Genomic DNA, 12,701 nt, shown 5'->3' with positions numbered 1-12,701 from the left:
TCGCCCGCGCTAGCCGCGCAGCAGCGTGCGCGCGGCGGACTTGGCGGCGTGCAGCGCGCCCGGGTCGCCCGCGATGCGAGACAGGATCAGCGCGCCCTCGATCAGCGAGATCACCGAGAGGGCAGCCCGTTTCGCGTCCGCGGCGGGCCAGTCGTCGGCGCGCAGCCGATCTTCGACCGCCGCACACCAACCCTGGAATGCGCGCGCCGACGCCTCGCGTACCAGCGGGCTCGCGTTCACCGATTCCGTGGCGATCGGCTCGATCGGGCAGCCGTCGCGCTGGTCGCCGGCCAGCCCGGCGATCAGCAGGTCGATCCACCGATCGACGATGTCGGCCGCGGGTCGGCCGGTCGCCAGGAATCTGCGCAGCAATTGCTCGATGCCGCTCCCTTCGGCGTCGACGACGGCGGCGGCCAACTGTTGCTTGCCCTGCGGAAAGTGGTGATACAGCGAACCGGGTTTGACGCGGGCGCCCTCGAGGATCTGGTTGAGACCGGTCGCCGCGTAGCCCTGCCGACGAAACAGGGTGGTGGCGTGGTCGATCAGCGCTGCGCGGCTGCGATCTGGTCTCGGCACGGTATTGACTTTACTTGAGTGATCGCTCAAGAATGCTGAGATGAGGCAGCTGACGTACGAAGAGACCGGGCGGTACGCGTGGCGGGATGTGCCGGAGCCGCAGCTCACGGCCCCAGAGCAGGCGTTGGTGCGGCCCCTGATGGTGGCGTGTTGCGACCTCGACGTCGCGGTGTGCCGCGGGCGGTTGCCCTTGCCCCCGGGGTACGCCGTGGGCCACGAAGGGTTGGCCGAGGTTGTCGCGGTCGGCGATGACGTCAAAGGCGTCCGCGCGGGCGACCGCGTTGTGGTGCCGTTTCAGATCAACTGCGGAGCATGCCGGGAATGCCGCCGCGGCGTGACCGGATCGTGCAGCTCGGTGCCATTGATGGCCGCTTACGGGATGGCGCCGATCGCCGGCCTGGACGGTGGCGGATTCATGTCGGACCTGGTGCTGGTGCCGTACGCGGACGCCATGCTGATCCCGATTCCCGAGGCGGTCGAACCCGTTTCGATCGCATCCCTGTCCGACAACATCCCCGACGGCTGGCGGACCGTCGGACCATTCGGTGCGGAGCTGGACAAGCTCGACGTGGTCGATCGCCGCGTCCTCGTGCTCGGGCGGCTGTCGATCGGGTTGTATTCGGCTGCCTTCGCCGTGGCAATGGGCGCCCAGGTCGACTACGTCGACACCGACCCGCAGCGGCTGGCCGCCGCCGAGAAACTCGGTGCGGTGGTCCACGATGTCGCCAAACCCGACAAATCGTGGGGCTCCTACCCGGTCACGGTGCACACCACGGCCGATCCGGGCGCGCTCTCGGCGGCACTGCGCGCGACCTGGCCGGACGGCGTCTGCACCGACACGGGGATCTACTCCCAACCGAAAGTCGAGATGCCGCTACAGCCCATGTACACCCGCGGCGTGCGGTTCGTCACCGGACGCGTCAGTGCGCGCACGGTCATTCCGCAGGTGCTCGAGCTACTCGCCGGCGGCTTGGACCTGTCGCCGGCCGTCGACCGCGTCGTTGCCTGGGAGGACGCCCCTTCGGCCTGGCCCACGATGACCGGCAAGACGGTGTACGCGAGGACCTGAGTACCCGTCGACCGGTACTAAGCCCTCGTCACTAGCGGCAGCTCCGGCAGCCACAACGAGTTCTGAGTGTTGGGGAACCCGGCTACCGGCCGGAAACCCGGAGCCAGCCCAAGGTGCCCGGCCCGGTCGACCCACTCCGTAACCAGCACGCGCAACACCTGCCGGACGATGTGCCCGCCACGGCAACGCATAGATCCCGCACCCAAACTCCAATGCCGGTGCGCCCCAGCGCCGATCACAAGATCATCAGTGGACATGGCGTCGCTGCCGTCCCGGTGCACGGCACCGATACACAACATCACCACCACGCCGGGCGGCAGCTCCACCCCACCGACGATCGTTGGCTGGGTAGTAAACCGCTGGCAACCCGGCACCATCGGCTCCAGCCGTAGGACCTCTTCGACGAACCCGCGTATCAGCTCAGGCTGACGGCGAAGCACATCGCACAGCTCGGGGTGGCTCGCCAACGCGAAGAGGTGCCAGCTGGCGTGTTTGAACAGGTTGCGGCACGCCTCGTAGAAGACACGGCCGGACGGCCCATTCAGTTGCTCGACGGGCAGTAGCTGCAGGCGCGACACGATGTCGAAAACGATGCTGGCCATCGGCGTGGTCACCTGGGCCACCGCGTCACCGCCGCCGGCGGCGACGAAGCGATCGATCAGCGCGGCGGCCTCCGGGCGGAACGCCGCCGCGATCTCGTGGGCTGATTTGGGCGCGAATAGCACCTGGTGCGCATCGAGATCGCTCTCGGGAAGTGCACGCGTGGCGTCCAATGTCGCATCGTCCAGATGCGCTAGGACCTCATCCCGTCCGACGACAAACACCCAGTTTCCCTCGGGATTTCGCAAAACGGGCCCGGCCTGTCGCGCCAGGCGCCAACCCAAGCCGCGATCCGTGCTCAGGGCGGCTACCGCCTCGGCGGGAACGACCGGACAGTCGGCAAGCTTCACATGCCCGCTCCTCATTCTCAGCCGAGTGGCGCACTAAGTTCCCGGATGGGACAGGCCTGAAGGCTTGCTCAGGCGATGTCGCTGACCAACACCGCCATCTGGCGCAGCTGCAGCCGCACCAGCCAGGGCAAACCCTCGCCGTCCGAGCCCGCGGGCAGGACCCGGGGATTCGTGATGTGCACCTGGCGGCGGGCGAACCGCAGGTCGGCCTGCCCCGCGGCCAGCACGTTCTTGACCCAATCCGTCTTGCCGTGGCCCAACGCGATCGCCAGCACGTTGCCACTGCGGTAGGTCGTCACAATGGTGTTGTACGTCTTGCCGGACGTGCGGCCACGATGCTCGATGGTTCCCGTTCCCGGCAGGAAGCGGGCGACCGGCTTGAGCGCCTTATTGAGATATTTGACCTGGATGTTCTCAAACCAGGTCGGATACACCATCGGGAACCCCGGGGCGTTGTTGGGATGGTCCTTCCTAGACATAACGCGCACAGTACCGGTCGGATATTGAGTTGAGTTCCTCTGGGACAATGGAGAGCGTGACTGCCAGCCCACCACCCGTGATGGCCCGCATCGACCTGCGGGGCGCGGAGCTGACGGCTGCCCGCCTCCGGGCGGCGCTGCCCCGCGGGGGCGCCGATGTGGAGGCGGTAATGCCCAAGGTGCGGCCCATCGTGGAGGCCGTGGCGGACCGGGGCGCCGAGGCGGCCCTGGAATACGGGGAATCGTTCGACGGAGTGCGCCCGCCGGCCGTGCGGGTGCCCGACGCCGCGCTGCGGGCGGCGCTGGACGACCTGGACCCCGCCGTGCGCGAGGCGCTGCAGGTGATGATCGAGCGGACCCGCGCGGTGCACGCCGACCAGCGCCGCACCGACGTCACCACGGCTCTCGGTCCGGGCGCGACCGTCACCGAGCGGTGGGTTCCCGTCGAGCGCGTCGGCCTGTATGTGCCCGGCGGCAACGCGGTCTACCCGTCGAGCGTCGTGATGAACGTGGTCCCGGCCCAGGCCGCGGGCGTCGGCTCGCTCGTGGTGGCCAGCCCGCCGCAGGCCGCGTTCGGCGGCCTACCGCACCCGACGATCCTCGCCGCCGCCCGGCTGCTCGGCGTCGAAGAGGTATGGGCCGTCGGCGGTGCGCAGGCGGTGGCACTGCTGACCTACGGCGGCACCGACACTGACGGCGCCGAGCTGGCGCCCGTCGACATGATCACCGGCCCCGGCAACATCTACGTCACCGCGGCCAAGCGGCTGTGCCGCTCGCGGGTCGGCATCGACGCCGAGGCCGGGCCGACCGAGATCGCCATCCTGGCCGACCACACCGCCGATCCGGCACACGTGGCGGCCGACCTGATCAGCCAGGCCGAGCACGACGAGATGGCCGGGAGCGTGCTGGTGACCGCCGACCTCGACCTGGCCGACGCCACCGACACCGAACTGGCCGCCCAGCTGCAGGCCACGGTGCACCGCGAACGGGTGACGACCGCTCTGGGCGGACCACAGTCGGCGATCATCCTGGTCGACGACCTGGACGCCGGGATCAGCGTCGTCAACGCCTACGCCGCCGAGCACCTGGAGATCCAGACCGCCGATGCGCGGCGGGTTGCCGGCCAGATACGTTCGGCCGGTGCGATTTTCGTCGGCCCTTACGCGCCGGTAAGCCTGGGCGACTACTGCGCGGGGTCCAACCACGTGTTGCCGACGGCGGGCAGCGCCCGGCATTCCAGCGGCCTGTCGGTACAGACCTTCCTGCGCGGCATCCACGTTGTCGACTACACCGAGGCCGCGCTCAAAGACGTGTCCGGACACGTCATCACGCTGGCCAAGGCCGAAGACCTGCCGGCACACGGCGAGGCGGTACGGCGGAGGTTCGAACGATGACGCGCGCTTCCGGGTTCAAGCCCACCCTCGACGACCTGCCGCTGCGCGACGACCTGCGCGGCAAGTCGCCCTATGGCGCACCGCAATTGGCGGTCCCGGTGCGGCTGAACACCAACGAGAACCCGCACCCGCCGACGCAGGCCCTGATCGACGACGTCGTGGGGTCGGTGCGCGGGGTGGCCGGTGAGCTGCACCGCTACCCCGACCGCGACGCGGTGGCCCTGCGTACCGATCTGGCCAGCTACCTCACCGCGCAGACCGGTACGCGGCTCGGTGTCGAAAACCTTTGGGCTGCAAACGGTTCCAACGAGATCCTGCAGCAGCTGCTGCAGGCGTTCGGCGGCCCGGGGCGCAGCGCGATCGGGTTCGTCCCCTCGTACTCGATGCACCCGATCATCGCCGGCGGCACCCGCACCGAATGGCTGGTGGCCGCCCGCGCCGACGACTTCAGTCTCGACGTGGACGCCGCCGTCGCCGCGGTCACCGAACGCCGGCCCGACGTGGTGTTCGTCACCAGCCCGAACAACCCGTCCGGACAAAGCATCCCGCTGGCGGATCTGCGCCGCCTGCTCGACGTGACGCCGGGCATCCTGATCGTCGACGAGGCGTACGGCGAATTCTCTTCGCAGCCAAGCGCGGTCGAGCTGATCGAGGAGTATCCGACCCGGCTGGTGGTCAGCCGCACCATGAGCAAGGCGTTCGCCTTTGCCGGCGGCAGGCTCGGCTACCTGGTGGCCACGCCGGCGTTGATCGACGCGATGCTGCTGGTGCGGTTGCCCTATCACCTTTCTGTGGTCACCCAGGCCGCCGCCCGGGCCGCGCTGCGGCACGCCGACGACACGCTGGGCAGCGTGGCCACCCTGATCGCCGAACGCGAGCGCGTCGAGGCGGCACTGACCCGCATGGGCTTTCGTGTCATCCCGAGCGACGCGAACTTCGTGCTGTTCGGCCAATTCGCGGACGCGCCCGTCGCCTGGCAGCGCTACCTTGACGTCGGCGTACTGATCCGCGACGTCGGCATTCCCGGCTACCTGCGCACCACCATAGGGCTGGCCGACGAGAACGACGCGTTCCTGAAAGCCAGCACCCAGATCGCAGCCACCGAGCTGGCCCCAGCCCCCAGCCCAGTAGGAGCATCGTGACCACTATTGCGACCCGTCGTGCGCGTATCGAACGCCGCACCAAGGAATCCGACATCGTCGTCGAACTCGACCTCGACGGCACCGGGCAGGTGCACATCGACACCGGTGTGCCGTTCTACGACCACATGCTGACGGCGCTGGGCAGCCACGCCAGCTTCGACCTGACCGTGCGCACCAAGGGCGACGTCGAGATCGAGGGACACCACACCATCGAGGACACCGCGATCGTCCTGGGCCAGGCGCTGGGGGAGGCGCTGGGCGACAAGAGGGGCATCCGGCGGTTCGGCGACGCGTTCATCCCGATGGACGAGACGCTGGCCCACGCCTCCGTCGACGTGTCCGGCCGGCCCTACTGCGTGCACACCGGCGAACCGGATCACCTGCAGCACACCACCATTGCGGGCAGCTCCGTGCCGTATCACACCGTGATCAACCGGCACGTGTTCGAGACGCTGGCGATGAACGCGCGGATCGCGCTGCACGTGCGCGTGCTGTATGGCCGCGACCCGCACCACATCACCGAGGCGCAGTACAAGGCCGTGGCCCGCGCGCTGCGTGCCGCGGTCGAGCCCGATCCCCGCGTGTCTGGCGTGCCTTCCACCAAAGGTGTTCTGTGACAGCAAAATCCGTAGTCGTTCTGGACTATGGCTCCGGTAATCTGCGTTCGGCCCAGCGTGCCCTGCAGCGAGTCGGTGCCTCGGTCGAGGTGACCGCCGACGCTGGTGCCGCCGCGGCCGCAGACGGGCTGGTGGTGCCGGGCGTCGGTGCGTACGAGGCGTGCATGGCGGGCCTGCGCGAGATCGACGGTGAACGGATCATCGCGCAGCGGGTGGCCGCGGGCCGCGCGGTGCTGGGAGTCTGCGTCGGCATGCAGATCCTGTTCGCGCGCGGGGTGGAATTCGGGGTGGAGACCGCGGGCTGCGGCCAATGGCCCGGGGCCGTCACCGGACTGGACGCCCCCGTCATCCCGCACATGGGCTGGAACATCGTGAAATCCGGTGCCGGCAGCGCGCTTTTCAAGGGTCTGGACGCGAGCGCCCGCTTCTACTTCGTGCACTCCTACGCCGCGCAGCGCTGGGAAGGTACACCGGAGGCGGTGTTGACCTGGGCCACCCACCACGTTCCGTTTTTGGCAGCTGTCGAGGAAGGGCCGCTGGCCGCCACTCAATTCCACCCGGAGAAGAGTGGCGATGCCGGTGCGGCCATATTGAGCAATTGGGTTGAAGGACTGTAGATGCCGCTGATTTTGTTACCCGCCGTCGACGTCGTCGAGGGCCGAGCCGTGCGCCTGGTGCAGGGCAAGGCCGGCAGCGAGACCGAATACGGCTCGGCGCTGGACGCCGCGCTGAACTGGCAGCGCGACGGTGCCGAGTGGATCCACCTGGTGGACCTGGATGCGGCGTTCGGCCGCGGCTCCAACCGTGAATTGCTCGCCGAGGTGGTGGGCAAGCTCGACGTGAAAGTGGAGCTGTCCGGCGGAATTCGCGACGACGACTCCCTGACTGCGGCACTGAACACCGGCTGTGCCCGGGTCAACCTGGGGACCGCGGCGCTGGAGAATCCGCAGTGGTGCGCCCGCGCGATCACCGAGCACGGCGAGAAGGTCGCCGTCGGCCTGGACGTCCAGATCGTCGACGGTCAGCATCGGTTGCGGGGCCGCGGCTGGGAGACCGATGGCGGCGATCTGTGGGAGGTGCTGGAACGCCTTGATGGTGAGGGCTGTTCGCGATTCGTCGTCACCGATGTCACCAAGGACGGAACGCTGGGTGGGCCCAACCTCGATCTGCTGGCCCGGGTGGCCGAGAAGACCGACGCCCCGGTGATCGCCTCCGGCGGCGTGTCCAGCCTCGACGACCTGCGCTCCATCGCCACGCTGACCGATCGCGGGGTCGAGGGCGCGATCGTCGGCAAGGCCCTCTACGCCGGGCGGTTCACGTTGCCCGAAGCCCTCGACGCGGTACGGGCATAGCGGCCCAATGGATCTCAATGCGCTGGTGGCCGAGGCATCGGGGATTCTCGACGCGGCGGTAGAGCCGTTTTTAGCCGGCCACCGCGCCGATTCGGCGGTGCGCAAGAAGGGCAACGACTTCGCGACCGCCGTCGACCTCGCGATCGAGCGGCAGGTCGTCGCCGCGCTGGAACACGCCACCGGAATCGGTGTGCACGGTGAGGAATTCGGCGGAACGGCCGTCGACTCGGAGTGGGTGTGGATACTCGACCCGGTCGACGGCACCTTCAACTACGCCGCCGGGTCGCCGATGGCCGCGATCCTGCTGGGCCTGCTGCACAACGGCGAGGCGGTCGCGGGGCTGACCTGGTTGCCGTTCACCGATGAGCGCTATACGGCCGTTGCCGGTGACCCACTGATGAAAAACGGTGTGCCGCAACCGCTACTGACGCCGGTGACCCTGGCCGACTCACTGGTTGCCGTCGGCAGCTTCAACGCCGACTCGCGCGGCCGGTTCCCGGGGCGGTACCGGATCGCGCTGCTGGAGAACTTGAGCCGGGTGTCGTCGCGGCTGCGCATGCACGGCGCCACCGGTATCGACCTGGCCTATGTCGCCGACGGAATTCTCGGTGGCGCAATCGGTTTCGGTGGTTACGTGTGGGATCACGCCGCGGGCGTCGCTTTGGTGCAGTCCGCCGGTGGCGTCGTCAGCGATCTGAGCGGCCGGCCGTGGACCCCCGAGTCACGCTCGGTGCTGATGGCCGCCCCCGGCGCACACGGGGAGATCCTCGATATCGTGCGCGCCACTGGCAACCCGGAGGACTACTGACATGTATGCGGGCACCGACCTTGCCGTGCGGGTGATTCCGTGCCTGGACGTCGACGACGGCCGGGTGGTCAAGGGGATCAACTTCCAGAACCTGCGCGACGCAGGCGACCCGGTGGAGCTGGCGGCGGCGTACGACGCCGAGGGCGCCGACGAGCTGACCTTTCTCGACGTCACCGCCTCGTCATCGGGCCGGACCACCATGCTCGAGGTGGTGCGCCGCACCGCCGAGCAGGTGTTCATCCCGCTCACGGTGGGCGGCGGGGTGCGCACGGTGGCCGACGTCGACGTCCTGCTGCGGGCGGGGGCCGACAAGGTCTCGGTGAATACGGCGGCCATCGCGCGCCCGGACCTGTTGGCCGAGCTGTCAAGGCAATTCGGCTCCCAGTGCATCGTGTTGTCGGTCGATGCCCGCACGGTGCCCGAGGGGTCGGCGCCGACGACGTCGGGCTGGGAGGTCACCACCCACGGCGGCCGCCGCGGCACCGGCATCGACGCGGTCGAGTGGGCGGCCCGCGGCGCCGAACTCGGCGTGGGGGAGATCCTGCTGAACTCGATGGATGCCGACGGCACCAAGGCCGGATTCGATCTGGCCATGTTGCGGGCGGTGCGCGCCGCGGTCACCGTGCCGGTGATCGCCAGCGGCGGGGCGGGTGCGGCCGAACACTTCGCGCCCGCAGTCGACGCCGGCGCCGATGCGGTGTTGGCGGCCAGCGTCTTTCACTTCGGTGAGCTGACGATTGCCGAGGTGAAGGCGGCCATGAGCGCAGAAGGGATCACCGTGCGATGACGCTCGACCCCGAAATCGCGGCCCGCCTGAAGCGCAACGCCGAAGGGCTGTTCACCGCCATCGTGCAAGAACGCGGCAGCGGCGACGTGTTGATGGTCGCCTGGATGGACGACGATGCGCTGGCCCGCACGCTGGAAACCCGTGAGGCCACCTACTATTCGCGGTCGCGCAGCGAGCAGTGGGTCAAGGGCTCGACGTCGGGCCACACCCAGCGCGTGCACTCGGTGCGCCTGGACTGCGACGGCGACGCCGTGTTGTTGACCGTCGACCAGGTCGGCGGCGCCTGCCACACCGGCGACCACAGCTGCTTCGACGCCGACGTGCTGCTGGAACCGGACGCCTAACCCGTCTCCGAGCCGTTGGCCGCGCCGAGCGCGGCGCGGGTCCATTCGCGGCGGAAGACGGCAGGCCCGATGCGGTCGCGGCGAATCAGCTCGACGTCGATGGCCCTTCCGTTGGTGACCGCGGCCGGCACCCGGAACGAGTACGCCGGTTCGTCGGTCGCGATGGCCAGGATGGCGTCGGTGTCGGTGAACTTGTTGGCGCGCATGGTGTCCTCGGCCCAGCGAAATGGCTTGAGGCCGCCGAAGTCCTTGACGTAGACCACCCAGAGCCGGGTGCCCTGCTGGTTGTGGAGCTTGTCGAGCGTCCGGGTGACCGCCTCGGACTCGCGGGGGCCCAGCACGCCCGCGGCGTCGGTGAGCTGACCGGACAGTTTGATCGGCGATCCGGGCGTCGTCGGCGGCTGTCCGGTGGTTTGCGCGGCGGGCGGCGCGGCGCTGCCACCCGGCTGGCTCGAATTCTTGTGCAGCACACGGACACCGACGAGCACGCCGAGGCCGAGCAGCGCGACGGCGACGATCGCCCCGACCGCTATCGCGGTCCGTCGGGTGCCGCCGGCCTTGGGTGCCGCGTGCGGTGCGGACTGCGGCGGCGCGATGACCTCCGTCGGCCCGACGATGACCTCGGTGGGCTCGGTCACCCGCGCGGCGGTGGTGCCCAGCTGATTGCCCAGGGCGGCAGCGAAATCCGTACAGGTGCGATAGCGGTCGTTGGGGTTCTTGGCCAGCGCCCTGGCGAGGGGGCCGTCGAGTTCGGCCAGCTCGGGCCTGCGTTCAGTGATCGACGGCGGCGGCTCGGACAGATGCTGGGTGATGATCACCGCCGGGTTGGAACCGTGAAACGGCGCGTAACCGGTCAGCAGGTTGAAAGCCGTGCACCCGAGCGCGTATTGGTCCGCGCGCGCGTCGAGATCCAGGCCTCGCAGCTGTTCGGGCGCGCAGTAGGCGGTGGTGCCCATCAACATGTTCGTCGCGGTCAGGCCGCTGACCTCACCCAGTTCGCGGGCGATGCCGAAGTCGGCCAGCAGGATGCGGCGCCGGGGATTGGCCTCACCCAGCAGGATGTTGGCGGGTTTGACGTCGCGGTGCAGCAGTCCGCGCGAGTGGGCGTAGTCGAGCGCGTCGGCGATCGCCCCGATGATCTCGACGACGTCGGATTTGGGCATCCCCGAAGGAAATTGGTCGCGCAGCAGCCTCGCGGCGTCGGTTCCCTCCACGTAGTCCATCGAGATCCACAGCTGGCCTTCGTATTCGCCGCGATCGTGGACGCCGACGATATGCTCGTTGTACAGGCTCGCGGCCAGGTCGGCTTCCCGATTGAAGCGTTGGCGGAATTCGAGGTTGTCGGTCAGCTCGCTAGGCAGGATCTTGAGCGCGTCGCGGCGGGGTAGCCGAGGATGCTGCGCCAGGTACACCTCGCCCATACCGCCGGCCCCGAGCCGCCGAACGATCGTGTATCCGGCGAACCTCGCGCCTTCGGGTAGCCCATCGCTTTGCGGCATGTGAGCATGCTACTGAGGCGATGGTCGCGGCACTGGCTCATAACTTCGACGAGAATGGCGGGCGATGCGCGAACGGCTGTCCTGGAACGTGGTGGTGCCCCTGGTCGCCCTCGTCACGCTGGCGGTGACATGGGGCACGGTGCCCGGACCGGTGCTCGCCTCCGTCGAGGCGGTCTTTCTGATCGGCGCGGTGCTGGCCGCCGTGCATCACGCCGAGGTGGTCGCCCACCGGGTCGGGGAGCCGTATGGGTCGCTGGTGCTGGCCACCGCGGTGACCGTCATCGAGCTGGCTCTGATCATCGCGCTGATGGCGTCCGGCGGCAACGAGGCGGCGACGCTGGCCCGCGACACCGCGTTCGCGGCCTTGATGATCACCACGAACGGCATCGCCGGGCTGTCGTTGCTGCTCGGATCGCATCGATACGGCGTGACGCTGTTCAATCCCGAGGGCACCGGCGCCGCGCTGGCCACGCTCACCACGCTTGCGACCCTCAGCCTGGTGCTGCCCGCCTTCACCACCACCCGTGGGGGCCAGGAATTCTCGCCCGGCCAGCTCGAATTCGCCGCGGCCGCCTCGTTGCTGGTCTATCTGCTGTTCGTCTTCACGCAAACGGTGCGGCATCGCGACTTCTTTCTGCCGATCGCGCAGAAAGGTCAGCAGCGCGACTTCGACGAAGAAAGCCACGCCGACCCGCCGAGCAAACCCGCGGCGCTGCGCAGCCTGGGGCTGCTGCTGGTCGCGCTGGTGGCCGTCGTCGGTCTGGCCGAACAGGAGTCGCCGGGCGTCGAGAAACTGGTGTCGATGGCGGGCTTCCCGCACTCGTTCGTCGGTGTGGTGATTGCGGCCCTGGTGTTGCTGCCGGAGACCCTGGCGGCGGCGCGAGCGGCGCGTCAGGGCCGCATCCAGACGAGCCTGAACCTGGCCTACGGCTCGGCGATGGCCAGCATCGGGCTCACCATTCCCGGCATCGCGCTGGCGTCGATCTGGATCAAGGGACCGCTGATACTCGGCCTGGGGTCCACGCAGCTGGTGCTGTTCGCGTTGACCGTGGTGATCAGCATGCTGACGGTGATACCCGGCCGGGCGACCCGGCTACAGGGCGAGGTGCATCTGGTACTGCTGGCCGCCTTCGTGTTCCTGGCAATCATCCCGTAATAGAAAGCGGTACAACGGATTACGCCGTCGAACGGGCCCGCAACGTCGTCAGCGCCTTGTCGGCGTGGGTGTCCATGCTGAATTCGCTGGCGATCACGTCGAGCACCCGGCGATCGGTGTCGATGACAAAGGTCGTGCGCTTGACCGGCATCAGCTTGCCCAGCAGGCCGCGCTTGACGCCGAACTGCGTTGCGACCGTGCCCTCGGTGTCCGACAGCAGCGGGTAGTCGAAGTTCTCCTTGTCGGCGAACTTGGCCTGCTTCTGCACGGCGTCGGCGCTGATACCGACCCGGTTGGCCCCGACCGCGGCGAATTCGGCGGCCAGGTCGCGGAAATGACACGCTTCCTTGGTGCAGCCGGGTGTCATCGCGGCCGGGTAGAAAAACAGGACCACAGGCCCGGCGGACAGCAGTTCGGTGAGCTTGCGCGGTGTTCCGGTCTGATCGGGAAGTTCGAAGTCGGCGACGGTGTCTCCAGTTTTCATGGGCGTCAGGCTACGCCGGGGCGCAGCAACCCGATCTGCGAGGA

The 12,701-nt window shown here is 68.7% G+C and carries 15 protein-coding genes; 10 read left to right on the top strand and 5 right to left on the bottom strand.

Annotated features, from left to right (window positions below; genetic code table 11):
* Positions 1–9: 9 nt before the first annotated feature.
* Entirely contained in the window at positions 10–576 is a 567-nt protein-coding gene (locus MRAB57_RS24285; protein WP_077089610.1) for a TetR/AcrR family transcriptional regulator, read from the bottom strand.
* Positions 577–616: 40 nt separating this feature from the next.
* Here MRAB57_RS24285 and MRAB57_RS24280 point away from each other — a divergent pair, with 40 nt between their 5' ends.
* Positions 617–1,645 carry a zinc-dependent alcohol dehydrogenase gene (locus tag MRAB57_RS24280; protein ID WP_077089609.1) on the top strand — a complete coding sequence of 343 codons (1,029 nt, stop codon included), beginning with the start codon at positions 617–619 and terminating at the stop codon, positions 1,643–1,645.
* Positions 1,646–1,662: 17 nt separating this feature from the next.
* On the opposite strand, the gene MRAB57_RS24275 is transcribed toward MRAB57_RS24280, so the two are convergent.
* Together MRAB57_RS24275 and MRAB57_RS24270 are read right to left on the bottom strand one after the other, a co-directional pair.
* On the bottom strand, positions 1,663–2,595 hold the full coding sequence (locus MRAB57_RS24275) for a cytochrome P450 (protein WP_077089608.1): 933 nt from the start codon (positions 2,593–2,595) through the stop codon (positions 1,663–1,665).
* Positions 2,596–2,663: 68 nt separating this feature from the next.
* Entirely contained in the window at positions 2,664–3,074 is a 411-nt protein-coding gene (locus MRAB57_RS24270; protein WP_077089607.1) for a nitroreductase family deazaflavin-dependent oxidoreductase, read from the bottom strand.
* A gap of 77 nt (positions 3,075–3,151) precedes the next feature.
* Here MRAB57_RS24270 and hisD point away from each other — a divergent pair, with 77 nt between their 5' ends.
* The 8 genes from hisD to hisI are packed head-to-tail and all read left to right on the top strand — an operon-like array spanning position 3,152 to position 9,518.
* Complete coding sequence (gene hisD, locus MRAB57_RS24265) at positions 3,152–4,468, top strand: histidinol dehydrogenase (protein WP_173814053.1); 1,317 nt, start codon at positions 3,152–3,154, stop codon at positions 4,466–4,468.
* Entirely contained in the window at positions 4,465–5,610 is a 1,146-nt protein-coding gene (locus MRAB57_RS24260) for a histidinol-phosphate transaminase (RefSeq protein WP_077089605.1), read from the top strand. Before hisD ends, MRAB57_RS24260 begins: the two co-directional genes overlap by 4 nt.
* Complete coding sequence (gene hisB / locus MRAB57_RS24255) at positions 5,607–6,227, top strand: imidazoleglycerol-phosphate dehydratase HisB (RefSeq protein WP_077089604.1); 621 nt, start codon at positions 5,607–5,609, stop codon at positions 6,225–6,227. The genes MRAB57_RS24260 and hisB overlap by 4 nt, the downstream gene beginning before the upstream one ends.
* Positions 6,224–6,844 (top strand): imidazole glycerol phosphate synthase subunit HisH, encoded by a 621-nt coding sequence (gene hisH / locus MRAB57_RS24250; protein ID WP_077089603.1) that lies wholly within the window; start codon positions 6,224–6,226, stop codon positions 6,842–6,844. The genes hisB and hisH overlap by 4 nt, the downstream gene beginning before the upstream one ends.
* Positions 6,845–7,579, top strand: coding sequence for a bifunctional 1-(5-phosphoribosyl)-5-((5-phosphoribosylamino)methylideneamino)imidazole-4-carboxamide isomerase/phosphoribosylanthranilate isomerase PriA (gene priA, locus MRAB57_RS24245; protein ID WP_077089602.1), 735 nt, complete (start codon positions 6,845–6,847; stop codon positions 7,577–7,579).
* 7 nt (positions 7,580–7,586) lie between these two features.
* Complete coding sequence (locus MRAB57_RS24240) at positions 7,587–8,387, top strand: inositol monophosphatase family protein (RefSeq protein WP_077089601.1); 801 nt, start codon at positions 7,587–7,589, stop codon at positions 8,385–8,387.
* Between the two features lies 1 nt (position 8,388).
* Positions 8,389–9,174, top strand: a complete 786-nt coding sequence (gene hisF, locus MRAB57_RS24235) for an imidazole glycerol phosphate synthase subunit HisF (RefSeq protein WP_077089600.1) — start codon at positions 8,389–8,391, stop codon at positions 9,172–9,174.
* The gene (gene hisI / locus MRAB57_RS24230; protein WP_077089599.1) at positions 9,171–9,518 is read left to right on the top strand and encodes a phosphoribosyl-AMP cyclohydrolase; all 348 of its coding nucleotides are present in this window, start codon (positions 9,171–9,173) and stop codon (positions 9,516–9,518) included. Before hisF ends, hisI begins: the two co-directional genes overlap by 4 nt.
* Here the strand turns inward: hisI and MRAB57_RS24225 are convergent.
* Positions 9,515–11,017: a serine/threonine-protein kinase gene (locus MRAB57_RS24225; protein WP_077089598.1), complete on the bottom strand. Its 1,503-nt coding sequence runs from the start codon at positions 11,015–11,017 to the stop codon at positions 9,515–9,517. The genes hisI and MRAB57_RS24225 overlap by 4 nt on opposite strands.
* Before the next feature lie 64 nt (positions 11,018–11,081).
* On the opposite strand from MRAB57_RS24225, the gene MRAB57_RS24220 reads away from it, so the two are divergent.
* Positions 11,082–12,173 carry a calcium:cation antiporter gene (locus MRAB57_RS24220; RefSeq protein ID WP_077089597.1) on the top strand — a complete coding sequence of 364 codons (1,092 nt, stop codon included), beginning with the start codon at positions 11,082–11,084 and terminating at the stop codon, positions 12,171–12,173.
* Positions 12,174–12,192: 19 nt separating this feature from the next.
* Here MRAB57_RS24220 and MRAB57_RS24215 read toward each other — a convergent pair whose 3' ends face one another.
* Positions 12,193–12,657: a peroxiredoxin gene (locus tag MRAB57_RS24215; protein WP_077089596.1), complete on the bottom strand. Its 465-nt coding sequence runs from the start codon at positions 12,655–12,657 to the stop codon at positions 12,193–12,195.
* Positions 12,658–12,701 lie beyond the last annotated feature (44 nt).

Source organism: Mycobacterium rhizamassiliense, assembly GCF_900157375.1.
GTDB classification, from domain to species: Bacteria; Actinomycetota; Actinomycetes; order Mycobacteriales; family Mycobacteriaceae; genus Mycobacterium; species Mycobacterium rhizamassiliense.
The sequence above is the reverse complement of the archived record's forward strand: the minus strand, read 5'-3'. Positions and strand labels throughout refer to the sequence as shown.